Genomic DNA, 24,640 nt, shown 5'->3' with positions numbered 1-24,640 from the left:
CCCGGCGTTCGCCGGGACGACACACCGAGAGAAATCAGCTCAGTGCCACGTTGACCGCCGATTCCGGCAGCTCCGCGTTGAAGCAGCGCTGGTAGAACTCGGCGACCAGGGGACGCTCGAGCTCGTCGCACTTGTTGAGGAAGGTGACGCGGAAGGCGAAGCCGATATCGCCGAAGATGTCGGCGTTCTCAGCCCAGGTGATCACCGTGCGCGGGCTCATCACCGTCGACAGATCGCCGTTGGCGAAGGCGTTGCGGGTGAGATCGGCCAGGCGCACCATCTTGTTGACGATGTCGCGGCCTTCCTGGGTGCGATAGTGCTTGGCCTTGGCCAGCACGATCTCCACTTCCTCGTCATGGCTGAGATAGTTCAGCGTGGTGACGATCGACCAGCGGTCCATCTGGCCCTGGTTGATCTGCTGGGTGCCGTGATAGAGGCCCGAGGTGTCGCCGAGGCCGACGGTGTTGGCGGTCGCGAACAGACGGAAGGCCGGATGCGGCTTGATCACCTTGTTCTGGTCGAGCAGCGTCAGGCGTCCGGAGACTTCGAGCACGCGCTGGATCACGAACATCACGTCGGGGCGGCCGGCGTCGTATTCGTCGAACACCAGCGCGACGTTGTTCTGCAGCGCCCAGGGCAGGATGCCGTCGCGGAATTCGGTGACCTGCTTGCCGTCGCGGACCACGATCGAGTCCTTGCCGACGAGGTCGATACGGCTGATGTGGCTGTCGAGGTTGACGCGGACGCAGGGCCAGTTCAGGCGGGCCGCGACCTGCTCGATATGGGTGGATTTGCCGGTGCCGTGATAGCCGGTCACCATCACGCGGCGGTTGCGGGCGAAGCCGGCGAGAATGGCGAGCGTGGTGGCGCGGTCGAAGCGGTAGTCGGAATCGACTTCGGGCACGTGAGGATCGACTTCGGAATAGGCGGGGACTTCGAGATCGCTGTCGATCCCGAACACCTGCCGCACCGACACCTTCATGTCGGGCTGACCGGAAACTTCCTCAACTTTGGACAGAGCGGCGGTCGTCATCAATCCTCCGAGGTCCCGGGCGGTCCCGAAACCGGTTATTCGCACGTTGGCTGCGGCTGGGTGCTGAAAATCAACCTATCAGAGACAACGTGCCGGCAGAAGCCCGGCCACCAATCAAAGTTCCGTTGTCTTTTCATTTAGATAGGCAAGGAGCGCAGATTTTGGAGGGCTGCCTTGCGAATCACGCCCAAATTCGGGCGCGTCACGCCCGTTCCGTGCGAATGGCACTTTGGCCGTATGCGGTTACTTATGTAGGGTCCAAAGCTCCGAGCTCCAGCCCCTCAAGAGACGACGTGACGTCCTTCCTTGATCCCCTCATATCCTTCGTTTCCGCCCATCCGTGGCTGGCCTATCTGACCCTATTCCTGGCGGCCCTGCTCGAAGCGGTCCCGGTGGTGGGGTCGGTGATCCCCGGCTCGACTATCATCCTGGCGCTGAGCGCCCTGGTTCCGGGCGGTGAGCTGAAGCTGCCATGGGTGCTGCTTGCCGCCGCCACGGGCGCCGTGCTGGGCGACGGCTCGGCCTACTGGATCGGGCACCGGCAGCAGCGCGAGATCCTCAACACCTGGCCGCTGACCAACTATCCGCGCGTGGTCGCGGAGAGCGAAAGCTTCTTCCATCGTTTCGGCACCTGGGCGGTGTTCTTCGCCCGCTTCGTGCCGCCGATCCGCGCCTTCGTGCCTGTGACCGCCGGCGCGCTCGGCATGGCGCCGGCAAAGTTCTACGCCGTGAACATCCCGGCGATCCTGGTCTGGGCTCCCGCCCATGTGCTGCCGGGCGTGCTGGCGGTATCGGCCCTGCACGAATATGCCGGACTGCATCACCATGGGCATGTCGGCAAGCATATCTGGGTGTTGACGGTGGTTGGGGTGGCGATCGTTGGCGGCGTTGGCGTGTGGATCTATCGGCGGCGGAATGGCGTCGCGACGGCCAAGCCGCGGGCGTAGGCCGCACCACACACAGGTGTCGTCCCTGCGAACGCAGGGACCCATACCGCGTGATCTATCGATTGGGACCGGCGGGAGTACCGAACGAACAGTCGTCGCCAAACTGCTCCCTGGGGTTATGGGTCCCTGCGTTCGTAGGGACGACAGCAGAGAGATATTCTAACTAACCCCCACCCTTCGCCCCGGCGCCGGTCCCACATACCTCGCCCTTGGCCTGATCAATTTCCCGAACTGCAACTGCTCGCTGGCGTGCGCGATCCAGCCGACGCTGCGGGCCATGGCGAACAGAGCGAGCTCGCTGCCGGTGGGAAGGCGCAGCGCGTGCACCAGCACCGCGAGGGCATAGTCGATATTGACGAATTCGCCGGTCGCCTCCGCGATCCGCTCCGGCACCTCGCGCGTGAATTTTCGCGGCGCGCCGGCGCGGGAGAGCGCGTTCAGCAGCGATTGCGCGCGGGGATCGCCGCGCTTGTAGACGCCATGGCCAAAGCCGGCAAAACGTTCGCCGAGCGCGACGCGCTCACGCACCATCGGGGCGACGTCGCGATCGATCAGGGTCTTGACGAGCTGCGAAGCCAGCACGCTCGCGCCGCCATGTTTGGGCCCCTTCAATGCGGCGAGACCGGCGATCACGGCATCGTAGAGATTGAGGCCGGTCGAGGCGGCGCAGCGCGCGGTGAAGGTCGAGGCGTTCAGCTCGTGATCGGCCAGCAGCACCAGCGCGCGGCGAATCAGATCGGGCGCGTGCTTGTTATCCGCCGCCCAGGCTGTTGCGATCTGCTGATGCAGCGGCTCGGCCGAGGGTTCGGCATTGAGCATGGTCGCGACCAGCAGCCGGACGATGCGGCCACCGACCATGGCGCGGCCGTCGGGCGCGCGGGTGAAGGCACGGGGATCGACGCTCGCCGCCAGCGCGAGCACGGCGATGGCGCGGTCGATCGGCGCGGCCCGGCGTGCGGCTTGCCCGATCGTGCGCATTTCTTCGGAGAGCGCGGGCTGATTGTCCGGGGCGAATGGATCGACCTCGGAGACATCCCAGAGCAGCGTCGCCGTGTGCTCCAGCGTGTCGTTCTCGGCGAGATCGACGCAATTGACGCCGCGATAGATCGCCCCCTCTTCGGTGATGGTGGAGATCTCCGTGTCCATCACCGGCAGGTCGGCGTCGAAGCTGCGCAGGCCGCGCGGCTCCGGCGACGGCACCCGGCGCTCCTTCAACGCGCGGACGTCCTCGGCACGGTAGCGATTTTTGCGCGAATCCGGCGTCGGCTCGGAGCGGATCAGGCCGCGGCTGACATAGGCGTAGAGCGTGGCCGGCGAGATCGCGAGCTCGGCGGCGGCTTCCCGGGCGGAGAGGTAAAGCCCCTCGGAATTTTTCATATTGATTTATGTAATCAAGATTGATCAATCTGTCGAGAGGACCGAATTTTCCCTGGTGCAACGCAAAGGGAGATTTGGGCCATGAACATCCACCTCACCAAAAGCCAGATCGGGCTGGACGGCGTTCCCGCGGCCGAGACCGTGCTGAGCCATGTCGACGGCGAGCGTGGCGAGCTGATCATCGCCGGCGAGCATGTCGGCCGCCTCGCCGCTCTCTCGAGCTTTGAGGGCGTCACCGCCCGGCTCTGGAACGGCGCCAGCAAGACCACCCTCACCGAAGCCAATGTGCGGGCGAGCCTCGGCCTTGCGCGCGAGCGCGCCTTCGCGCGGCTGCCGGACCTGCTGCCGGCAACGCGCGGCATGGGCGTTGTCGACGGGTTTCGCGCGGCGGTCGCGGGGCTCCGCGCGGAGAACGGGCTGGAGCACGAGGCGACGATCGTCGGCGCGTTTCCGGTGATCGCAGGCGCGCTGGTCCGGCGCGCCAAGGGGCTCGAGCCGGTCGCGCCGGATCCCAATGTCAGCCATGCTGCCGATACGCTTCGGATGTTGCATGGGCGCGCGCCGGCCGCACGCGAAGTCACCGCGCTTGATGCCTATCTCGTCACCGCCAGCGACCACGGCATGAACGCCTCGACCTTCACCGCGCGCGTGGTGGCTTCGACGCAGGCCGATCTGTTTGCCGCGGTGACCGCGGGCTATTGCGCCCTCACCGGCCCGCTGCATGGCGGCGCGCCTGAGCCGGTGCTGGAAATGCTGGACGCGATCGGCTCGCGCGAGCGCATCCAGCCCTGGGTGGATGCGGCGCTGGCCCGCGGCGAGCGGATGATGGGCTTCGGCCACCGCGTCTACCGCGTACGCGATCCGCGCGCCGATGTGCTCAAGACCGCAGTCGAGGCGCTGGCGTCCAACGGCACCGATTTGCCCTTCGCCGGCGAGGTCGAGGCCTACATCCGCGCCGCCTTGCGCAAGAAGAATCCGGAACGGCCGCTGGAGACCAATGTCGAATTCTTCACCGCGATCCTGCTCGATGCGCTGGCGATCCCGCGGCAGGCGTTCACGCCGATCTTCGCAGTCGCGCGCGCCGCAGGCTGGACCGCGCATGCCCGCGAGCAGCAGCGGACGGGACGGTTGATAAGGCCGAGCTCGTCGTATGTGGGGGCGATGCCGGAAGTTTGAGAGCGGATGTCTCCGCGAGCCCCGAAATCGTAGGGTGGGCAAAGGCGCACTTGCGCCGTGCCCACCATCTCTCTCGATCACACAAAATGCGTGGGCACGCTTCCGCCGCTTTGCCCACCCTACGAGACTAGCGCAAGAGGCGGAGCAAAACACTCCGCTGTCGTCCCTGCGAACGCAGGAACCCATACCGCGTGATTTATCGACAAGAAGCGGGTGGAAATACTGCGCGAAGACTTCGTCACGACGAGTCTTCGCCAAATGTTGCCCTGGGGTTATGGATCCCTGCGTTCGCAGGGACGACGCCGAGGGGGTGGCGCCGGGGTGCCTGGCACCTACACAGCGCGCGCAAAGGCCCTACGCCTCGCGCACCACCGTCTTCAGATAATTATAGGCCTTGATGATCTCGATCAGGCGATCTTCCGTCGAGCGGTCGCCGCCATTGGCGTCGGGGTGGTGCTGCTTGACCAGCGCCTTGTACTTGGTCTTGACGTCGGCGAGCGTGGAATCGGGGCCGAGGCCCATGACCTGGAGCGCCTTGCGCTCGGCGTTCATCACCTTGCGCGTCTCGGCCTTGGGCTGAGCATCCGGGCCCTTCCGCCAGCCCGCGCGGCCGTTGATCTCGCTGAACATGCTGAACGGGTCGGCCGCCATGTCGATCTCGGCTTCCGCACCCTTCTTGCCGCCATTGGCGCCCATCTTCCAGGTCGGGCGGTGACCGGTCAGCGCATCCTTCTGATAGCGCGCGACGGCATCGGCGTTCATGCCGGAGAAGAAATTGTAGTTCTGGTTGTACTCGCGCACGTGGTTCAGGCAGAAGTGCCAGTACTCACGCTGGTTCTCACGGCCCTTCGGCGCGCGATGCGCGCCCTTGTTCTGGCATCCGGCCCATTCGCAACCGACCGCGGTGTCGCGCGGCTTCACTTCCGGCTGCTTGCCCCGCGGCTTGACGCGGATGGAGTCGAAGAACTTTGATGAATCGATCGGCATGGCTGACTTTGACTACGCAATGCAAAAACCTTCAAGTCTTGACATTGCAATTCGCTGCAAACCCGGCAAATAACGGGTGTGATCTCTGCACCCGAATGGCACAACATGGCTATGCGCGACACTATCAGCAACAAGTTGCAGGAAGCTTTCACGCCGGAAAGCCTGCAAGTTGTCGACGAGTCACATTTGCACGAAGGCCATGCCGGCCATCGGCCCGGCGGTGAGACGCACTTCCGTGTTTATATTGTATCTGATGGCTTCAAAGGGAAGAGCCGGGTCGAGCGCCACCGCATGATAAATTCGGCGCTGGCCGCGGAACTCTCCGGCAGCGTGCACGCGCTGGCAATCCAGGCAAAGGCGCCGGGGGAAAGCTGACTTCGCTTACCCTCCCCCTCCAGGGGAGGGTAAGAAATTCAGAACGACGTCCCGGCCCGTCTCGGCTTGGCTTCTTCCAGCTCCGCCTCGCGCGCTACCGGTGAAATACGGAGCGCGGTGATGCGGTTGCGCTCGCGGCGCAGGACGCGGAAGCGGAAGCCGTGGAACGTAAAGCTCTGGCCGCGGTCGGGGATCGAGCGCGCCTCGTGAATGACGAGGCCGGCCACCGTCGTTGCCTCTTCGTCGGGCAGATGCCAGTCCAGCGCACGGTTGAGATCGCGGATCGGCACCGAGCCGTCGACCACGACGGAGCCGTCGGGCTGGCGCCTTACGCCGGCGACCACCACGTCGTGCTCGTCGGAGATGTCGCCGACGATCTCCTCCAGAATGTCTTCCAGCGTCACGAGGCCTTCAACCTCGCCATACTCGTCGACGACGAGCGCGAAATGGGTCTTGCGGCGACGGAACGCCTTGAGCTGCTGGGATATTGGCCGCATTTCCGGCACGAACCAGGGCGGCAGCATGATGGTGGTGACGTCGATGCGCGAGGTATCACCTTCCGAGACGCGGATGGCCCGCAACAGATCCTTCGCGTGCAGGATGCCGATGATGTTCTCCGACTTGTCGCGCCACAGCGGAATGCGGGTGTATTCGGTGGCCAGCACCTCCCGCACCAGTTCTTCCGGCGGCAGGTCGGCATTGATCATCACCATGGCGGTGCGGTGAACCATCACGTCGGACACGGTGAGCTCGCCGAGGCGGAAGACGTTGTGAATGTATTCGGCCTCGCCGCTCTCGATCTTGCCGTGCACCGCGGATTCCTCGACCAGGCCCTCGATCTCGGAATCCGTCAGGATCTCGTGCTGCGAAAACTCCTGGACGCCGATCAGACGCAGGATCGCGCTCGAGGCCGTGTTGAGACACCAGCTCAGCGGATAGAACACAAGGTAGGAGGCATAAAGCGGATAGGCGATCCACTGCGACACCGGCATCGGCTCCCTGATTGCAAGCGTCTTCGGCACCTGCTCGCCGATGATGATGTGCAGGGAGGAGAAAACCAGGAACCCCGCCACGAACGAGGTGAAGTGCAGCGTGGCCTCGGATAGTCCGAGCGGCTGGAGGATCGGGCTCAGCAGCGCAGACACGGTCGGCTCGCCGATCCAGCCAAGACCGAGCGAGGCCATGGTGATGCCGAGCTGGCAGCAGGCCAGATAGGATTCGATGTTTCCCATCATGGTCTGCAACAGGCGCGCGCCGAAGCGGTTCTGCTCCACCATGGCCTTGACGCGGAAGCCGCGGCTCTTCACGAGCGCAAATTCGGCTGCCACGTAAAACGCGTTGGCGGCGAGCAGGAGAACCGCAAGCAGCAGATTGATCGAGATCGAACTCATGTTTGCCTCGCGACCGCCTTGATCATCCGCGCCTCATTGCGGGCGGCCGATCCAGACGATGCCGCCATCACTGCGATAATTTCGACTTCAGGAAGTCCCGCACCGGGGCCGGCTCGACATCCTTCGCGATCACCGCGCGCCCGACGGCCTCCAGCAGGATGAAGGTGAGCTTGCCGCGCGTGACCTTCTTGTCCTGCGCCATCAGGGCCATCAGCGCGTCGGCATCGGCAAGCCCCTCCTGCGCAAAGCCCGCGATGTCCTGCAGGCGCGTCGGCAGGCCGGCTTCGATCAAATGCCGCTCGACGCGCGACGCATCGGCTTCGCCGATCATGCCGAGCTTGGCCGAGAACTGCGCCGCCAGCGTCATGCCGATGGCAACGCCTTCGCCGTGGAACAGGCGGTCGGAGAAGCCGGTCGCAGCTTCCAGCGCGTGGCCGAAGGTGTGGCCGAAATTGAGCAGAGCGCGCTCGCCGGTCTCGCGCTCGTCGCGCGAGACGACGCCCGCCTTGGCGCGGCAGGAGGTCGCGATCGCGTGCTCGCGCGCCGAGCCGCCCCTGAAGATGTCGGAATGGTTCTTCTCCAGCCAGGTGAAGAAGGCCTCGTCACCGAGCACGCCGTATTTGGCGACCTCGGCATAGCCGGCGCGGAACTGCCGCGGCGACAGCGTATCGAGCACGGCGGTGTCGGCGACCACCAGCACCGGCTGGTGGAACGCGCCGAGCAAATTCTTGCCCTGCGGCGAGTTGATGCCGGTCTTGCCGCCGACGCTGGAATCGACCTGCGCCAGCAGCGAGGTCGGCACCTGCACGAAATCGACACCGCGGCGCAGGATCGCCGCGGCAAAGCCGGCGAGATCGCCGACCACGCCGCCGCCGAGCGCGATGACGAGGTCGTTGCGCTCGATCTTCGCGGCGATCAGGGCTTCGCTGACCTTTTCGAGGCCGGCATAGGTCTTGGAGATCTCGCCTTCCTCGACAATGATGCGCGAGGTCGGGATGCCGCTGGCGGCGAGCGAGGCCTCGGTGGGCTCGAGCCAGTGCTTGGCCACCGTGCGATCCGTCACGATCGCGGTACACACGCCAGGACGCAAGGCGGCGACCCGTTCGCCGAGCGAGGACAGCACCCCGCGGCCGATGACGATGTCATAGGCGCGATTCCCCAGCGCGACCTCGACGTTGACAGGGTCGGAATGTTTCAACGGCGCAGTCATCGTATTGCACTCGCAACGTCGGCAGGTGGTTGGGTGGCTTGCTCGCCACAGAGATGCGCGCGCAGCGCCTCGATGGTCTCCTCGACGATCTTGTCGTGCGGCACGTCGCGCGAGGCGATGGTGAGATCGGCATGGCTGTAGACCGGCTCGCGCTCGGTGAGGAGGCGCGTCACGGTTCCCTCGGGGTCGGCGGTCCGGAGCAGCGGGCGGTCGGCACGGCGCCGCACCCGGCGCATGATGACGTCGTGGTCCGCCTTGAGCCAGATCGAAACCGCCTTCGCCGCGATGCGCGCACGGGTCTCCTCGCGCATGAAGGCGCCGCCGCCGGTCGCCAGCACCACCGGACCGCTGTCGAGCAGCCGCGCGATGACCCGCGCCTCGCCGTCGCGGAAATACGGCTCGCCGTGGCGCTCGAAGATCTCCGGGATGCTCATCTGGGCCGAGGTCTCGATCTCGGTGTCGGCGTCGACGAAGGGCAGCTTGAGCCTGCTCGCCATGCGGCGGCCGATGGTGGATTTGCCCACCCCCATCATACCGACGAGCACGATCGAGCGCGCCCCGAGCGCCGACAGGATGTCGGCTTCGGGCGAAGCTGGTATCGGCAACGCGGCGTCGGACATGGATATTGCTCTGGATCTCGCTCTGGATCTCGCTCGATCTGCCGCCAAAGGCGGCATGCTTTGGCCACCTATACGACCCCGCAGGGGGCCTCGCCAGTGGACTCTTGCCACGAAACGGCGAACATGTTGGATGATTTCATTGGTTAATTTGCCCGCCGAGACCCTAACCAAGTCCCCGACAGAGACCCCAGAACGATGCCCAGCCTGTTCCGCTTCCTGACGGTCGTCGCCGTGATCGCCGGCATCGTCTATGGCGTGGTCTTCGCACTGGCCAATTTCGTCAGTCCCAAGTCGCGGGAAATGACGGTGACGATCCCGCCGGACAAGTTTCTCAAGAAATAGGAGCTAGCCTCCCGGGCATGCGCAACCCGCCCTCAGATGCCAAGCTCACCGGCCTGTTCCTCGACATGCTCGCGGCGGAACAGGGCGCCGGGCCCAATACGCTCGACGCCTATCGCCGAGACCTCACCGATTTCTCGGAATTTTTGGGCCGCGACGGCCACAGCTTTGCCGACGCCGAGACGCAAAATTTGCGCGACTACCTCGCCGATCTCGATGCCCGCGGCTTCAAATCCACCAGCGTCGCGCGCCGGCTGTCGGCGATGCGGCATCTCTATCGCTTCCTGCTGAACGAACGCATCCGAGCTGAGGATCCTGCCGCGATCCTGTCCGGCCCCAAGCGCGGCCGCGGCCTGCCGAAGGTGCTGTCGATCGCCGATGTCGACCGCATGCTCCGCCGCGCCAAGGAATTGAGCGAGGCGCAGGATGCCTCGCCGTCGAAGCGGCTGCGCTCTTTAAGGCTCTATTGCCTGCTCGAGGTGCTCTACGCCACCGGCCTGCGCGTCTCCGAGCTGGTGGCGCTGCCGCGCTCGGCGGCCAAGCGCGACGCCCGCATGATCGTGGTGCGCGGCAAGGGCAACAAGGAGCGCCTGGTGCCGCTCAACGAGGCCTCCCGCCAGGCGATGGCGGATTATCTCGCCGCGACGGAAGCTGCGAAGACGGAGAAGAAGAAAGACAGCCTCGCCGCCTCGAAATGGCTGTTCCCCTCGTTCGGCGAGAGCGGGCATCTGTCGCGGCAGCATTTTGCCCGCGACCTCAAGGAGCTTGCGGTCGCCTCGGGGCTTCAGGCGCGGCTGGTCTCCCCGCACGTGCTGCGCCATGCCTTTGCCAGCCACCTCCTGCACAATGGTGCCGATCTGCGCATCGTGCAGACCCTGCTCGGCCACACCGACATCTCGACGACGCAGATCTACACCCATGTGGTGGAGGAGCGGCTGAAGAGCCTGGTGCGCGACCTGCACCCGCTGGCGGAGAAGTAGTTGTCGCCGTAGCCCGGATGGAGCGCAGCGAAATCCGGGGTTCTCGCCCCGCGGACAGACCTTCCCGGATTGCGCTTCGCTCCATCCGGGCTACGGGCACCCCATGAAACCGCCTTGACTTCGGCCACATCTCCGCAGAAAGAGCCGGGGCCTTTCGACTGATTTGGCTCCCGGCCAGGAGCGCACAAGCCAACTCGTTGAAGACGCTACACTTCTCTCCGCGGCCCCGACCTCGCTTCGCCTCTTCGCCCCGTCCCCCTATATTGAGTTGATGCAAGACCAGATGCGCAGCTATCTCGACTTCGAAAAGCCCGTCGCCGAGCTCGACTCCAAGGTCGACGAGCTCAGGACGCTGGCGGCCTCCGGTACCGACATCTCCGACGAGATCGGGCGGATCGAGGACAAGGCGGCGCAGGCCCTGGCCGACCTCTATCAGAATCTGACGCCGTGGCAGAAGACGCTGGTCGCGCGGCATCCGCAGCGGCCGCATTTCAACGATTTCATCAAGGGTCTGATCACCGAATTCACCCCGCTCGCCGGTGACCGCAAGTTCGGCGAGGACGAGGCTTTGGTCGCCGGCTTCGGCCGTTTCCGCGGCGAAGCGATTTGCGTGATGGGCCAGGAAAAGGGCGATTCCACCGAGAGTCGCATCAAGCACAATTTCGGCATGGCGCGCCCCGAAGGCTATCGCAAATGCGTGCGGCTGATGGAGATGGCCGAGCGGTTCGGCCTGCCGGTGCTGTCGCTCGCCGATTCCGCCGGCGCCTATCCCGGCGTCGGCGCCGAGGAGCGGGGACAAGCCGAAGCGATCGCGCGCTCGACCGATGCCTGCATGGCGCTGACGGTACCGAACGTCGCCATCATCACTGGCGAGGGCATGTCGGGCGGCGCCATTGCGATTACCACCGCCAACAAGGTGCTGATGCTGGAGCACGCGATCTACAGCGTGATCTCGCCGGAAGCGGCGTCCTCGATCCTCTGGCGCGACGGCACCAAGGCCCAGGAAGCCGCCAACAACATGAAGATCACCGCCCAGGACATGCTCCGGTTCGGGGTGATCGACAGCATCCTGAAGGAGCCGGTCGGCGGCGCCCACCGCGACCCCGCCGCCATGATCGCTACCACCGGCGATGCCATCGCCAAGGCCTTCGACGAGCTGCGCGGCCTGGATGGGGATGCCATCCGAAAGCAGCGCCGGCAGAAATTCCTCGATATCGGCCGGAAACTGGGCTGATTCGGGCCGATTCCGGTGCCGTAGGATGGGCAAAGCGAAGCGTGCCCACCACTGCCGACTATTAGGACCGGCTCGTGGGCACGGCGCCTCGCGCCTTTGCCCACCCTACGGGACCGTTCGGGCGGCCCCCGGTAACCGCCCGTTAACCCTTTTTTTGCCCAAATCAGCGATCTGAGTCCCAGTCGGGCCGAAAGGCCCAAGTAAGGCCCAAAGTCGCGTCCATTCAGTCTTCGTTGACCATGCCGATGGGCCAACGGGCTCGTGATCCCCGCTCGGGTTGCGACCACATGACCCAGAGGTTAGAATTTTAATAATTGGCTTCAGGGCATAAGCGCTGGGGCGTGAGCTGAAAAAGCCCGTCACGACGGGTCCGGTTCTCCGGTCGGATCATGCTCCATCAGAATTGGGGTTCGCGCTCTCTGCCCGGCACGGTGTGGGGTCCATCTTGATTTCTCGTTCGCTTGCTCGCGCGCTCTTGGCTTCGGTTGCGCTGATGACAGCCAGCGTCCTGCTGGCCGGCTGCGATACCGACCAGGTCTCGCTCGCGACCAATGCCAAGGCCAACCAGCCGGTGCCGCCAAAGCTTCTCGCCGCGATGGTCGAGAAGGACATGGACCTGCAATCGCCGATCCTGGTCCGCCTGTTCAAGCAAGAGGCCGAGCTCGAGGTCTGGAAGCAGGCCCGCAACGGCCAGTTCGCGCTGCTCAAGACCTATCCGATCTGCCGCTGGTCGGGCGACTTAGGTCCGAAGGTGCGCGAAGGCGACCGCCAGGCGCCGGAGGGATTCTACTCGATCAACCCGAGCCAGATGAATCCGCAATCGGCCTATTACCTCTCGTTCAACACCGGCTATCCGAACGCATTCGACAAGGCGCTGGGCCGCACCGGCTCGCAGCTGATGGTGCACGGCGACTGTTCTTCGCGCGGCTGCTACGCGATGACCGACGAGCAGATCGCGGAGATCTATTCGCTCGGCCGCGAATCCTTCTTCGGCGGCCAGAAGGCGTTCCAGCTGCAGGCCTATCCGTTCAAGATGACGCCGGTGAACATGGCCAAGCACCGGAACAATCCGAACATGCCGTTCTGGAAGATGATCAAGGAAGGCTATGATCATTTCGAGGTGACGCGGCAGGAGCCGAAGGTCGATTTCTGCGAGAAGAAGTACGTCTTCGACGCGGCGAAGCCCGCGGACGCAAAGCGCGATCCGGTGTTCGACGCCTCGGCAAAGTGCCCGGCCTATGTGATTCCCGAGGACGTCGTCGCCGCCGTGCGGGGCAAGCAAGCCAAGGACGAGGCGGAATACGCCAGGCTAGTCGCCAAGGGCACGCCGGTGGCGCGCATGAACACCGGCATCGACGGCGGCATGAACAAGATCTTTGCCGCAAAAATTCCGGAAGGCTCGACCGGCCTGTCCGAAGGCGCCGAAGGCACCACGCTGCAGATGCTGGCGATGGCCAAGGCGCCGGGCACGATCCCCGGCCACGTCAATCCGCCCAAGCCGAATCTCGACAGCGTGGCGTCCGCGCCTGCGCCGCAGGAAGAGCCGGTCGTCGCCGTCAGCGCGCCCGCGACCAGTGCCCGCGTCGCCACGGCCGCGCCGACGACTGAGAAATCCGGCGGCTTCTTCTCCAACCTCGGCCGCAAGATGGGCATGGGCTCATCCGACACCACCGCGACCACCCCGCCGCCGCAAGCCACGGCATCCGTGGCTCCGGCCACCACGACCACGACCACGACGCCGCCGACCGCCGCGTCGCGGCTCAAGGCCGCCGTGACCCGCTTCGTGCCGGGGCATGACAAGTCCAAGGATGCCGCGAAGGATGCGCCGAAGCCGGCTGCGACCGTGGCCGCCAAGCCCGCCGAGCCGGCAAAGCAGCCCGACACCCGCCTCGCCGCAACGCGTCCGGCGCTGAAGCCGTCAGTGGCGGATGGTACGAGTGAAGCGACGCAGATCATGGGCGCCGCGCCGGTGATCTCGTCGAACTCGTTCGACAGCCGCTTCGGGGCGATGAAGTAGGCGGCGGCCGGAGCCGCGCTTTCCTCGATATAGCCGAGCTGACACCGTCATTATCCGCGGAGGCGGAGGTTGCTCGCTGCTGCGCTCCCAGTGCCAACCTTGCGCCCGATTGATCCCCTGATACGCTTCGGGTTCGAGAGGCAGAAGCTTGGACCCCGAGCAGATCGAAGGCATTGCAGGGACGCCTTGGACGGAGACTGAAATCTCCGCCGTGGTCGACAGCTATTTCCGAATGCTGGCCTCCGAAAAGGCGGGTATCGCCTACAGCAAGGCAGACAATTGGCGTCGTCTCATGACGACCGTCCGTCGATCCAAAGGATCAATCGAACGCAAGCTCCAGAACATCTCTGCAGTTCTGGACGTATTGGGCGCGCAGTGGATCAACGGTTACAAGCCATTGGCGCACTATCAGGATGCGCTAGTGCCGGCTGTCGAACGCAATATTCGGCGCGAGCCAAACTTTCTCTATCCGGCGAGTACAGATACGCAACCGCTAGCACTGAACGACGACACGATCTTCGTTGCTCCCCCACAGTTCACCGATTTGGATAAAGTGTTGCCGCCTGCGATCCGCCAACTTGTCGGAAAGTTTGATCCTGCGGAGAGAGATGCGAGAAATCGCGACTTGGGGAAGGCCGGAGAGAAGTTTGTCGTAGAATTCGAGCGCATTCGCCTCCGACAAGCTGGACGTGAAGATCTCGCCGACGACGTTCGGTGGGTTTCCGATCTGGACGGAGACGGCTACGGGTACGATGTCCGTTCCTTTGAACCCGATGGGCAAGAGCGGCTACTGGAGATCAAGACGACGTGCGGGCACGAACGCACGCCATTTTGGCTGACCAAGCGCGAAGTCGACGTTGCTGCGGAGAGAAGAGACAGATATCGAGTCCGGCGCGTCTTTCACTTTCGGAACCACGCGCAGATGTTCGAAATCGCTCCACCGCTTGAGGATGCGCTCTTCTTGACGCCCACCACGTACTCTGCGGAACCTAGATAGCATTCCTCAAATTCAATCTCTTCGGATAAATCATATTTTCTCTTTACCCGAACCGCGACACACCCTATACTCCCTCGCCATCTCATCCTGCCGGAAGGGGCGGGTCGCGATCGTCACGGTTCGTGGGGTGAGTTGCGGTGGACGCGGGCGGTGTTGGCGCCAGATGCGGTCGCAGGGCGGGTCTCCCCGTGAGCGATCAGCGGGCGCGGTACGACAGGCCGGCCGCGTACGGCAAAATCGTGTGGTCCTGGCGCCCGCAGGCTGGCGTCAAGTCTCCGCGGTGGTGTGCGTGCCCGACCGGGTTGCGCACATCAGCGATCTGCGAGGCGACGGGGGCAAGAGTGCATCGCTCCCCGGGGAGAGCGCGACATAAGCCGTCAACCCACTGCGCAGGGAAGGCCGGTTATCGGGCTGCACCTGTGTCTCCCCTGTGAGCGTCTATCCACGCATCATTGCACAGGGGCTCGCGGGTACCAGCCGGTACCCGGCCTTCCCTGCGCCCTTCCGATTCCGAAGGGCGCCAGAAGCGAACCAAAACCCGGGCGCTGGAGCGCTGCGGGATCGCGATGTCATGTGGGCTGTTTGACAGTTGAAGACGATAAGACCGTGACCAGGCTTCTGGCTGACGTCGGCGAATTGCGGTGAAGTCGGAGCCCACGCGACCATATCTCACCGTCACCCTGAGGTGGCCGCTTCTTCAGCGGCCCTCGAAGGGCGACGGCCCGGCTGGCCGCGCGGCCGTTCATCCTTCGAGGCTCGCTACGCGGTGCTCGTGCACCGCGCTGCTCGCACCTCAGGATGACGGGGCAGCCAGAGTGCTCGCTGCAGAACGGGCGGTGTCAAGCAGCGTCGCCTACGGCGCCAGATACCGCATCAGCTCCGGATTGCCCCGCACCGCGCCCGCCTCTCCCTGCAGCGCGACGCGGCCGCGGTCGAGCACGTAGGCGTAGTCGGCGACGCGCAAGGCGAGGTCGAGGTGCTGCTCGACGATGATGACGGCAATTGTCTTGGCGAGCTCGATCAGGCGCTCGGTGATCTCCTCGATGACGCCGATCCAGACGCCTTCGGTCGGCTCGTCCAGCAGCAGCAGCTTTGGATCGCCCAGCATGGCGCGGCCGATCGCCAGCATCTTGCGTTCGCCGCCGGACAGCGTGCCGGCGGGCTGGTCGAGGCGCTGGCCGAGCTTCGGGAAGATGGTCAGCACCTGGTCGACCGCGTCTGGCTTCTTGCTGGCGAGCGAGCCGACGGCGAGATTGTCGCGCACCGACAGGCGCGCGAACACCGAATGCTCCTGCGGCACGTAGCCGATGCCGGCGCGCACGCGCTCCTGGGTGGCGCGGCGACTGATGTCGCGGCCGTCGAAGGCGACCTCGCCCTTCCACGCCGGCAATTCGCCGACGATGGTCTTCATCAGGGTGGTCTTGCCAGCGCCGTTGCGCCCGAGCACGGCGACGCCGCCGCGCCAGGGAATGCCGAGGGTGACGTCGAACAGCACCTGGCTGCGGCCGTAGCCGGCATCGAGATGTCTAATGTCCAAAAATTCAGGCACGGCGCAGATAAATCTCCTGGACGGCGTTGTTGGCCTGGATCTCGGACACCGTGCCTGACGCCAGCACCTTGCCCTGGTCGAGCACGGTGAGGCGATCGCAGATGTCGCGGATGAAATCGAGGTCGTGCTCGACGATGACGAGCGAGCAATGCTGCTTGATCGGCTGCAGCAGCTCGCCGGTGACGCGGCGCTCCTCCAGGCTCATGCCGCCGGTCGGCTCGTCGAGCAGCAGCAGTTTCGGCCTGCCGGCGAGCGCCATCGCTATCTCCAGCCATTGCTGCTGGCCGTGCGACAGCGCCGCTGCGGCCTCGAAGGCGCGATTCGCGAGGCGAAACTGCGTCAGCATGGTCATGACCTGATCGTGCAGCGCGCCTCTCGTGCGCGAGAACACGAGGTCGACCAGCGAGGACTGCGCCTGCAGCGCGAGCAGGATGTTGTCGTACAGCGTCAGTGACGGCAGCACGGATGTGATCTGGAATTTCAGGCTCATGCCGGCCCGGGCGCGCTCGGTCGGCGTGAACGCGGTGATGTCGGTATTGACGAACGAGACCTTGCCTTGCGTCGGCACCTCGGCGCCGGCGATGCACTTCATCAGCGTGCTCTTGCCGGAGCCGTTCGGGCCGATCAGGCCGTGGAACTCGTTGGCACCGACGGTGAGCGCGGCGCCGTCGAGCGCGGTGAGCTTGCCGAAGATTTTTGTGATGCCGGCGGCTTCAAGGAGCATCGCGATTCTCCTTGACGTTCTCCTTGAGGTTTTCTTTGGCCCTGGCGCCGAAGCTACCGACCCGCTCGCGCTCGCCGAGGACGAAACTGATCAGGCCGAGAGGGCGGAACAGGATGACGAGCAGCAGCAACAAGCCCAGAATGATCGGCCAGATGTCGCGATAATTGTCCGAGAGCCAGAAGCTGACGCCCTCGACGATGACGGCCCCGATGACGGCGCCGATCAGCGTGCCGGAGCCACCGAACAGCACATAGAGCACCACCTGCGTCGAGACGACGACGCCGACCATGTTGGGCCAGACAAAGCCTTCGTGGAAGGCATAGAGGCTGCCGGCAAGCCCGGCGACGCCGCCACCGATGGTGAAGATGATCGCCTTCAGGTGCTGCGCCTTGTAGCCGAAGAAGGCGATGCGCTGCTCGTTCTCGCGCAGGCCGGCGAGCGCGAGGCCGAACTGCGAGCGCACAAGGAAGCGGCAGAGCAGGTAGACCACGACGAGAATGCCGAGGACGAGATAATAGAACGCCGGCCCCTCCGTGAACTCGTAAGTCCCGAGCGACATCGGCGCGATCGAGGGAATGCCGTTCTGGCCGCCGAGATAATACCAGCCGCGCGCCAGGCGATCGGCGGCGTAGGAGCCGGTCAGCGTACCGAGCGAAACGAAGATCACGCTGGAGGGATGCCGCCCGAGCAGCAGGAAGCCGCCGAGCAGCAGCGCGAAGGTAAGGCCGATCAGCGTGCCCGCGGGCAGCACCAGGAGGATGTTGGTGATGTCCAAGTCGCGCGCGAGCAGCGCCACGCCATAACCGGCCGAGCCGAAGAACAGGGCCTGGCCGAAGCTCATGATGCCGGCATAACCCCAGACCAGATCGAACGACAGCGCGAACAGCGCGAGGATGATCACGCGCGTCGCGAATACCGTGAGATAGTCCTGCAGCACCAGCGGCGCGAGCAGCGCCGCGACCAGCACGACGCCCTCCACGATCGGCAGGATTTTTCGCGCCGACAATCGTTCCGCCGTCCCGCCGCTATCCATGGCGACGTCCGCCTCCCCGCCGATCTCGGCGGGGATCGCCTGTTTCACTGCGCCCATCGACTTCAGCATTCCAAATCAGCATTCCTTGGGATCGACGAGGCCGTTGCTGCGCCCGACGATCTCGTAGTTTCCGCCCTTGGCGACCGCGGTGTACATCTTCATCTTGCAGTGTCGTTTGCCCGGCACCATCTCGGCAGGTCCTCCGGGGCCTTCGGCGATCTTGGCGTGGTCGAGCGCGGCGGCGACCGACTCACGATCGATCTTGCCGGCCTCCTTGACCGCGGCTTCCCACAGCTTGAGGCCGCGATAGGTGCCGGTGGCGGCGCTGCCGGCGGCGAACAGGAAGTTGCCGGGGAAATCCTTCTCGTAGGCCGCCTGGATTTTGGCGTCGAACGGGTTCTCCTTGGTCAGCACCTTGAAATAGTCGAGGCAGCTGGCGAGTCCCTCGATCTCCGCGGCCTGATTGATGTTGAGCGTGTTTTCGTCATAGTAGACGCAGGCGAGCCGCCCGCCGTTCTTGAGGAAGCCCGCTTCATAGAGCTGCTTGAAGAACGGGCCGACGCCAGGCGGAATGACGGTGTTGAAGACCACGTCGACCTTGTTGGAGATGATGCGGTTGACGGTCGCGGAGAAGTCGACCTGGTCGAGCGGGTAGTATTCCTCGAACACGACCTCGCCGCCGTTCGCCTCGATCACCTTGCGGGCATAGACGTTGAGCGTGTGCGGCCAGACATAATTGGCGCTCGGCAGCGCGAACTTCTTGCCGCCGTTCTTGATCAGCCAGGGGATGAATTCGTCGCATTGCTGCGCCGGCGTCGGGCCGGTGCAGAACAGATAGGGCGTGCACTCCTTGCCCTCGTAGAGCTGCGGATAGATGTAGAGCGTCTTGCCGCGCGCCACGATCGGGTCCTTGATCGCGTTGCGCATCGAGGAGGTGATGCCGCCAAGGACCATGTCGACCTTGTCGCGCTGGATCAGCTTGCGGACATTGCCGACGGCGACGGATTCGTTGGAGGCGGTGTCCTCGATGTAGAGCTCGAGCGGACGGCCGAGCAGACCGCCGGCGGCGTTGATCTCCTTGATCACCATTTTCGCGACGTTGGCGTCGGCGTTGCCGGCATAGGCGATCGGGCCGGTGAGATCGGTCGCGATGCCGACCTTGATCGGAGCCTCTGCGGCATTGGCCCAGTCGGCCGGGATCACCCAGCTTCCGACCCCGGTTGCGACCGCGCCGGAAGCGAAGGCGAAATTGGAGAGGAAGCGGCGGCGTGAGAGCTGAGTGCGATCGAACATGACTAAACCCCTTTTCCAGCGATGAGGCCCTGCGGGCGGAATTTGATGAAGACAATGGCGAGCACGAAGACGAGCACGTCGGCGACGACGGGCGCCATCACCCAGGGCAGCGCGGCGCTGAGCGTGCCGATGACACCGGCGCCCGCGACCGGCCCGATGAAGGAGCCGACGCCGCCGACCATGACCGCGACGAAACCCTGGATCAGGAAACGCAGGCCGAGATCGGCGTAGAGGCTGAACACCGGGACGATCAGGGCACCGGCAAGGCCGGCGAGCGCGGAGCCGAACGCGAAGGTGGCGCCGTACATCAGGGGCGTGGAAATGCCCGAGGCCCGCGCCAGCGATGGATTCTCCAGCGTGGCGCGCATGCGCAGACCAAAGTTGGTGCGGGACAGCAGCAGATAGCAGCCGGCCATCACCAGCAGCGTGATGACGATGATGGTGAAGCGCCAGGCCGAGATGTGCATGGCGCCGATGTCGATCGAGCCGCCGATCGGCTCGGGCACAGTGAGATAAAAGCCGCCGATCAGCCCGCGCACGGATTCGCGGATGATCAGGCCGAGCGCGTAGGTGCCGAGCATGGCGACGATCGGCGCGGCGTAGAATCTGCGGATGATCAGCGCCTCCAGCACGAAGCCGAGCGCGCCGACGACGAAGGGCGCTGCGACCATGCCGGCCCAGATCGGCAGGCCCTTGGCGTAGGCGAGATAGGTGATGTAGGCCCCGAGCAGGACGAACTCGCCCTGCGCGAAGTTGAAGATGCCCATCATGCTGGCGATGATCCCGAGCCCCAGCACGATCAGAACGATGATCGCGCCAAAGCTCAGGATCTCGAACGCTGCGACGAACGCGTTAGCCATAGGGTGGTCTTCCGTCCGTCTGCATCAATGCCCGCTCACATCTTCTTCCAGTCGCCGATCTGCTCGAAGGCGTGGGCGGCGCGGTAGATGGTGGATTCCTCGAACATCCGGCCGACCAGCATCAGGCCGACCGGCAGGCCGTCGACCATGCCGCAGGGCAGCGACATCGCGGGATGATGGGTGATGTCGAACGGCGCGGTGTTGGAGATCATCTCCAGGGCGCGGGCAACGTATTCCTCGCGGCTGGCATTGGGCTCCGGCAGCTTGGTCGCCTTCATCGGCGTGGTCGGCATCAGCAGCAGATCGTAATCGCCGAACGCCTTGTCGTAGGCCGCGGTCAGCCGGCGCGAGATGTTGAGCGCCTTGCCGTAGAAGCGTGGACCGAAATTGTTGTTGATGTAGGTGCCAAGCATCATGAACAATTTCGTGGTCTCGGACAGCGAATCGGCCTGGCGGCGCCAGCCGCGATGGAAATCCATCAGCGAGGTCGAATAGAGATCGCCGCGGGACAGGCCATAGCCGTCGCCGAACATCATGGTCTGGGTCAGGCCTTCGGTGCCGATCGGCGTCCAGATCGCGCCGCCCAGCAGATGCATCGGGATCGACACCGTCTCGACGGTGGCGCCGAGATCCTTGAAGCGTTTCGCCGCCTCGCGCACGCTTTCATTCACCGCGGCCTCGGCCGTCGGCTGTTCAAAGCCTTCCTTGACGATGCCGATTTTCATGCCCTTGACGCCTTGGCCGAGCGCCTTGGTGTATTCCTCGACCTTCGGCGACTTGATGCGCGGATCGTAGCCGTCGTCGCCGGCGAGCACTTCGAGCAGCAGCGCATTGTCGGCGACCGTCGCCGTCATCGGCCCGGTATGGTCGACATAGATCTCGATCGGCATGATGCCGGTGTAGGGGACGAGGCCCCAGGTCGGCTTCATGCCGTAGATGCCGCAGAACGAGGCCGGCATGCGGATCGAGCCGCCCTGATCGCCGCCGATCGCCATGTCGACCTCGCCGAGCGAGACCACGACGCCCGAGCCCGACGACGAGCCGCCGGCCGAGTAGCCCATCTTGTGCGGATTATGCACCGGCCCGTAGGACCCGGTGTGGCTGCCGCCGGACAGGCAGAAGTGCTCGCAATGCACCTTGCCAGCGATCTCGGCGCCGGCATCCAGCATGCGCGTGACGATGGTGGCGTCGAAATCGGGCACATAGCCTTCCAGCGTCGACGAGCCGTTCGTCATGGGAACGCCGGCCAGCATGATGTTGTCCTTCAGCGCGACGGTCTTGCCCTTGAGCTTGCCGCTGGCGGCGCCCTTCACGGTCGACTTGCGATACCAGGCGTTGCGCGGGTTCTCTTCAGCCGAGGGCCGATAGCCCGGGGTGCGCGGATATTTCACCTCGGGCAGTTCGTCCGGCATCGCGGCGACGAGATTGTAGGCCTCGATCGAGCCCTGCATCAGGCCACGGAACGAGGTGACGTCGTCATCGGTGAGCGAAAGGCCGCATTGCTCGGCGACACTGCGAAGTTGGGCGGGGGTGGGAAGGACAACTGTCACGGCGCTCTCCTCTGAGGCTTCTTGATCCCTGGCGTTGGACGGAGTCTCGCGGTCGCGCTGCACAAGCGCGGGCCGTTCGGCTTCGCGTCGATATTACAGACGGAAATATTTTCCTTTTCAAGTATTATTTCGCAAAGCCGCTGCGACGTATCAACAGCCGACTCTCAAAGCGTCTTGATGATCTTGAAGTCGAGACCGTCGGCTTCAGCGAGGTACATCGGCATCTCGGCGCGCCCGTCGCGAAGAACCACGGGACCGCGGCCCGCCGAGTAAACGGTGTTGCGTGCGGCCTTCAGCAGCGGACGAAAGGCCAGCGAGCCGGCACGGTTGGCCACCGACTCCAGGAACCGCAGCCCTTCATAGTTCGACTGGCCGACCGAGCCGACCGGCGGCGCGTGCGGGCCGAACATGGCCTGGTAGCCGCTGAGGAACTCGTCATTGGCACGCGAGGCCATGCAGTTGAAATAGCCGGAGGCGCAGAACAAATTCTCGGTGTTGTCGGCGCCGATGCCGAGCAGCACGGTCTCGTCCATCGCGCCGGCAAGTCGCAGCGTCGAGGTCGCAAGGCCGGCTTCCGCGAAGGCGCGGTTGAAAGTGATGCTGTCGGTGCCGATCAGCGAGATCAGCACGACATCAGGCTTGGCTGCGCGGATGCGCGCCAGATGCGGCTCGTGATTGTCCTCGCCGACCGGGACGAACTCCTCGCCGACGACCTGACCGCCGGCCTCCTTGATGTAGCGCTTCACCGCCCGATGCGACTGCCAGGGCCAGACATAGTCGCTGCCGATCAGGTACCAGCGCGCCGCCTTCTTGACGTCGGCGAGCCAGTGGATCGAGGGGCGGCTCTGCCAGCGCGGCGTCTCGCCGATCGCCATCACGCCCGGCGTGCGCTCGCCGCCTTCATAGACGGGAGTGTAGATGTAGGGGATGCGGTTGCCGGTGACCTTGCGCAGGGCAACACGGACGGCGCTGATATGCGAGCCCATGATCAGGTCGACCTCGTCGAAGGCGATCGCCTGCTCGGCGCGCCGCACGACGTCTTCGATCGGGCCACCGGAATCGTAGATCGATAGCTCGAGCTCGCGCCCCAATATGCCGCCGCGCTTGTTGATCTCGGCGACCGCCAGCATGGCGCTGTTGGTGGAAGTCGGGCCCCAGATTCCGGGCGAGCCGGTGAAGGTGAGGAAATTGCCGATGCGCAGCTTGTTGCGGGCGCCGCGGCGTTTCATGACGTGGATGTCAAATGGCGACAGGTCGAAATCCGCTGCCGCGGACGACAGATTCCTGAACAGCAAAGACGGTGGCAACGCCGGACCGCCATGAGCCGGGAAGTTTACCGTCGCGCGCACGCCAACTCCTGTCTGGCACCAGACCTGAAAGCACATTGAGCAGGCGGCCGCGGCTTCCGCCCTTTTGTTGTGCAATGATCCTATTTTGAAAATATTGAATATTCAAGAATTGAAGTGCATATAGATGCAGCATTGATTGCAAGACATTCACTCAATTGGGTCAAGACGAAGTCTTAGCCGTGGCAAAACCGTCGAAAGAAAACACCCCGATCACCGAACACCTCGCTTACCTGCTCGCGCAGGCCAACCGGGAGATCAACCGGCAGCTCGAACTGAGGTTGAGCAAGGAAGGCGTGCCGGTCGAGCAGTGGCGCATCCTCAAGGTGCTGTCGGATGGCAACGGCCATTCGATGGGCGAGCTTGCAGGCGCCGTGCTGCTCAACCATCCGACGCTGACCAAGATGATCGACCGCATGGTCTCCGACACGCTGGTCTATCGCGTGCAGGACCCGGGCGACCGCCGCAAGGTGCTGATGTTCATCTCCGACCGCGGCAAGGTGCTGTGCAAGAAGCTCAACTCGCTCGCGGTCGACCAGGAGGAGCATATCCTGGAGAGCTACGGCGACAAGTCGACGAGCGAATTGAAGCGGCTGCTGGAGAGCTTGATCGATAGTTCGAATTAGACCTCGTGGAGCGTGGGCGCCTTGCGGAGCCGACACACTCGTCTGCCATTCAATGCATGGAGAGAGGACCTCCATGAAAGCACGCGCGCTGGTCCACGCCGGCTTGGTGGCGCTCACAGCGTGCACCCGGGCCTTATTCAATTCTCAAGGCTCGCCCTTGAGTCCAGGCTGAGAATGAGCATGCGCCGCATGCATCATCGCCAGCACGAGAGGCGATAGCGTTGGCCGTTCCATGTCGTCCAGCCCACGGACTTGTTGCTGACCGGTTTGGCTAGATACCATTTATTGCCATCGGCATGGTTGAAGTATACGCCGCCCTGCGTTCCGCTGCGTGGATTTGTTAACTTCACCCATCGCGAGCCATTATCTGAGAAGTTGCCTGCCCAGCGTGCTCCCGAGCTGCTGGTGCAAGTGCCGCCGCTGCAGCTTGTCTGACTGTCATCAACGGCGGCCCATTTCATCCGGGCCGGCCGGCCGTCTATGTTGCACGACCATGTTCCGCCCCACCATCCGCCCACTTGGCTCGCAGGGGCGGAACCGCAAGCGTAGAAACTCAGGGCAAGAACGCAAAAGGTGGTTGGCAGCGCGCGTTTGGACATTGTCTGGCTCCCAATTTTCGGGCCGCGTATTGTGATTCAATCAAAACACGGATCGAGCTCGGTAGAGGTGATCCAGATCACAATGAGCAGTGGCAAAAGATTGGATGATCTACCCGCAGGTGTTCTCCGAGACACGATGCCGCGCTTTGACCATCGGCTTTCGGGCTTCAGCTGCGCGGCCGGGGGAGCGAGTGGCCGCCGACAATCTGCAGCAACAGCACTCGGAAGTGATCACAGGAACAGGCGCCGCAGGTCACGCGCATGCAACAGAGCGATGCTTCTCGCCTGTTCGCTCAGCATCGGGGCCGGTTGCCAGGTGGCCAAAGCGTGCTCAGCCGCGCGTGACGGATGCCAGACCGCCTAACAAATGTAAGCCA

The 24,640-nt window shown here is 64.4% G+C and carries 23 protein-coding genes; 9 read left to right on the top strand and 14 right to left on the bottom strand.

The features are described from left to right. Positions 1 to 34: 34 nt before the first annotated feature. Positions 35 to 1,033, bottom strand: a complete 999-nt coding sequence (cobS, locus tag GGD61_RS33270; RefSeq protein ID WP_092261308.1) for a cobaltochelatase subunit CobS — start codon at positions 1,031 to 1,033, stop codon at positions 35 to 37. Positions 1,034 to 1,326: 293 nt separating this feature from the next. On the opposite strand from cobS, the gene GGD61_RS33265 reads away from it, so the two are divergent. After that, positions 1,327 to 1,980, top strand: a complete 654-nt coding sequence (locus GGD61_RS33265; protein WP_092261309.1) for a DedA family protein — start codon at positions 1,327 to 1,329, stop codon at positions 1,978 to 1,980. A gap of 159 nt (positions 1,981 to 2,139) precedes the next feature. Here GGD61_RS33265 and GGD61_RS33260 read toward each other — a convergent pair whose 3' ends face one another. Then, a complete protein-coding gene (locus GGD61_RS33260; RefSeq protein WP_092261310.1) occupies positions 2,140 to 3,357 on the bottom strand; it encodes a citrate synthase family protein in 1,218 nt (405 codons plus the stop codon). An 81-nt stretch (positions 3,358 to 3,438) separates the two neighbouring features. Here GGD61_RS33260 and GGD61_RS33255 point away from each other — a divergent pair, with 81 nt between their 5' ends. Further along, positions 3,439 to 4,533, top strand: a complete 1,095-nt coding sequence (locus GGD61_RS33255; RefSeq protein ID WP_092261311.1) for a citrate synthase/methylcitrate synthase — start codon at positions 3,439 to 3,441, stop codon at positions 4,531 to 4,533. A 354-nt stretch (positions 4,534 to 4,887) separates the two neighbouring features. Here the strand turns inward: GGD61_RS33255 and GGD61_RS33250 are convergent, their stop codons facing one another. Further along, the gene (locus tag GGD61_RS33250; RefSeq protein WP_018320576.1) at positions 4,888 to 5,520 is read right to left on the bottom strand and encodes a J domain-containing protein; all 633 of its coding nucleotides are present in this window, start codon (positions 5,518 to 5,520) and stop codon (positions 4,888 to 4,890) included. Positions 5,521 to 5,625: 105 nt separating this feature from the next. Here GGD61_RS33250 and GGD61_RS33245 point away from each other — a divergent pair, with 105 nt between their 5' ends. Next, positions 5,626 to 5,895, top strand: coding sequence for a BolA family transcriptional regulator (locus tag GGD61_RS33245; protein ID WP_092261312.1), 270 nt, complete (start codon positions 5,626 to 5,628; stop codon positions 5,893 to 5,895). 38 nt (positions 5,896 to 5,933) lie between these two features. Here the strand turns inward: GGD61_RS33245 and GGD61_RS33240 are convergent, their stop codons facing one another. The 3 genes from GGD61_RS33240 to GGD61_RS33230 all read right to left on the bottom strand — a co-directional run bounded on the left by GGD61_RS33240 (position 5,934) and on the right by GGD61_RS33230 (position 9,116). Continuing rightward, the gene (locus tag GGD61_RS33240; RefSeq protein WP_092261313.1) at positions 5,934 to 7,286 is read right to left on the bottom strand and encodes a hemolysin family protein; all 1,353 of its coding nucleotides are present in this window, start codon (positions 7,284 to 7,286) and stop codon (positions 5,934 to 5,936) included. Positions 7,287 to 7,353: 67 nt separating this feature from the next. Beyond that, positions 7,354 to 8,496: a 3-dehydroquinate synthase gene (gene aroB / locus GGD61_RS33235; protein WP_183231903.1), complete on the bottom strand. Its 1,143-nt coding sequence runs from the start codon at positions 8,494 to 8,496 to the stop codon at positions 7,354 to 7,356. Then, positions 8,493 to 9,116 carry a shikimate kinase gene (locus GGD61_RS33230; RefSeq protein WP_018320572.1) on the bottom strand — a complete coding sequence of 208 codons (624 nt, stop codon included), beginning with the start codon at positions 9,114 to 9,116 and terminating at the stop codon, positions 8,493 to 8,495. The genes aroB and GGD61_RS33230 overlap by 4 nt, the downstream gene beginning before the upstream one ends. 195 nt (positions 9,117 to 9,311) lie before the next feature. Here GGD61_RS33230 and GGD61_RS33225 point away from each other — a divergent pair, with 195 nt between their 5' ends. The 5 genes from GGD61_RS33225 (at position 9,312) to GGD61_RS33205 (ending at position 14,683) form a co-directional block, all read left to right on the top strand. Continuing rightward, a complete protein-coding gene (locus GGD61_RS33225; RefSeq protein WP_014439243.1) occupies positions 9,312 to 9,458 on the top strand; it encodes a hypothetical protein in 147 nt (48 codons plus the stop codon). Positions 9,459 to 9,475: 17 nt separating this feature from the next. Then, a complete protein-coding gene (gene xerD, locus GGD61_RS33220; RefSeq protein WP_092261316.1) occupies positions 9,476 to 10,435 on the top strand; it encodes a site-specific tyrosine recombinase XerD in 960 nt (319 codons plus the stop codon). Between the two features lie 271 nt (positions 10,436 to 10,706). Beyond that, positions 10,707 to 11,669, top strand: a complete 963-nt coding sequence (locus GGD61_RS33215) for an acetyl-CoA carboxylase carboxyltransferase subunit alpha (protein WP_183231902.1) — start codon at positions 10,707 to 10,709, stop codon at positions 11,667 to 11,669. Between the two features lie 493 nt (positions 11,670 to 12,162). Continuing rightward, on the top strand, positions 12,163 to 13,686 hold the full coding sequence (locus GGD61_RS33210) for a murein L,D-transpeptidase family protein (RefSeq protein WP_177237373.1): 1,524 nt from the start codon (positions 12,163 to 12,165) through the stop codon (positions 13,684 to 13,686). A 148-nt stretch (positions 13,687 to 13,834) separates the two neighbouring features. Next, a complete protein-coding gene (locus tag GGD61_RS33205) occupies positions 13,835 to 14,683 on the top strand; it encodes a DUF3883 domain-containing protein (RefSeq protein ID WP_092261318.1) in 849 nt (282 codons plus the stop codon). A gap of 853 nt (positions 14,684 to 15,536) precedes the next feature. Here the strand turns inward: GGD61_RS33205 and GGD61_RS33200 are convergent. The 7 genes from GGD61_RS33200 to GGD61_RS33170 form a co-directional block, all read right to left on the bottom strand. Beyond that, positions 15,537 to 16,232 carry an ABC transporter ATP-binding protein gene (locus tag GGD61_RS33200; RefSeq protein ID WP_092261319.1) on the bottom strand — a complete coding sequence of 232 codons (696 nt, stop codon included), beginning with the start codon at positions 16,230 to 16,232 and terminating at the stop codon, positions 15,537 to 15,539. Continuing rightward, the gene (locus tag GGD61_RS33195) at positions 16,225 to 16,956 is read right to left on the bottom strand and encodes an ABC transporter ATP-binding protein (protein ID WP_179732179.1); all 732 of its coding nucleotides are present in this window, start codon (positions 16,954 to 16,956) and stop codon (positions 16,225 to 16,227) included. Before GGD61_RS33195 ends, GGD61_RS33200 begins: the two co-directional genes overlap by 8 nt. After that, entirely contained in the window at positions 16,946 to 18,058 is a 1,113-nt protein-coding gene (locus tag GGD61_RS33190) for a branched-chain amino acid ABC transporter permease (RefSeq protein WP_092261321.1), read from the bottom strand. Before GGD61_RS33190 ends, GGD61_RS33195 begins: the two co-directional genes overlap by 11 nt. A gap of 6 nt (positions 18,059 to 18,064) precedes the next feature. After that, positions 18,065 to 19,282 (bottom strand): substrate-binding protein, encoded by a 1,218-nt coding sequence (locus tag GGD61_RS33185; protein ID WP_092261322.1) that lies wholly within the window; start codon positions 19,280 to 19,282, stop codon positions 18,065 to 18,067. A gap of 2 nt (positions 19,283 to 19,284) precedes the next feature. After that, complete coding sequence (locus GGD61_RS33180; RefSeq protein WP_028141883.1) at positions 19,285 to 20,142, bottom strand: branched-chain amino acid ABC transporter permease; 858 nt, start codon at positions 20,140 to 20,142, stop codon at positions 19,285 to 19,287. A gap of 35 nt (positions 20,143 to 20,177) precedes the next feature. After that, a complete protein-coding gene (locus tag GGD61_RS33175; protein ID WP_092261398.1) occupies positions 20,178 to 21,692 on the bottom strand; it encodes an amidase in 1,515 nt (504 codons plus the stop codon). Positions 21,693 to 21,856: 164 nt separating this feature from the next. Then, complete coding sequence (locus GGD61_RS33170) at positions 21,857 to 23,041, bottom strand: substrate-binding domain-containing protein (protein ID WP_026202380.1); 1,185 nt, start codon at positions 23,039 to 23,041, stop codon at positions 21,857 to 21,859. 179 nt (positions 23,042 to 23,220) lie between these two features. On the opposite strand from GGD61_RS33170, the gene GGD61_RS33165 reads away from it, so the two are divergent. Next, the gene (locus tag GGD61_RS33165) at positions 23,221 to 23,664 is read left to right on the top strand and encodes a MarR family winged helix-turn-helix transcriptional regulator (RefSeq protein ID WP_018320557.1); all 444 of its coding nucleotides are present in this window, start codon (positions 23,221 to 23,223) and stop codon (positions 23,662 to 23,664) included. A 194-nt stretch (positions 23,665 to 23,858) separates the two neighbouring features. On the opposite strand, the gene GGD61_RS41700 is transcribed toward GGD61_RS33165, so the two are convergent. Beyond that, the gene (locus GGD61_RS41700; protein ID WP_084674919.1) at positions 23,859 to 24,263 is read right to left on the bottom strand and encodes a DUF6006 family protein; all 405 of its coding nucleotides are present in this window, start codon (positions 24,261 to 24,263) and stop codon (positions 23,859 to 23,861) included. Positions 24,264 to 24,640 lie beyond the last annotated feature (377 nt).

It is taken from the genome of Bradyrhizobium sp. SBR1B (genome assembly GCF_014198205.1).
In the GTDB taxonomy this organism is placed as follows: domain Bacteria; phylum Pseudomonadota; class Alphaproteobacteria; order Rhizobiales; family Xanthobacteraceae; genus Bradyrhizobium.
The sequence above is the reverse complement of the archived record's forward strand: the minus strand, read 5'-3'. Positions and strand labels throughout refer to the sequence as shown.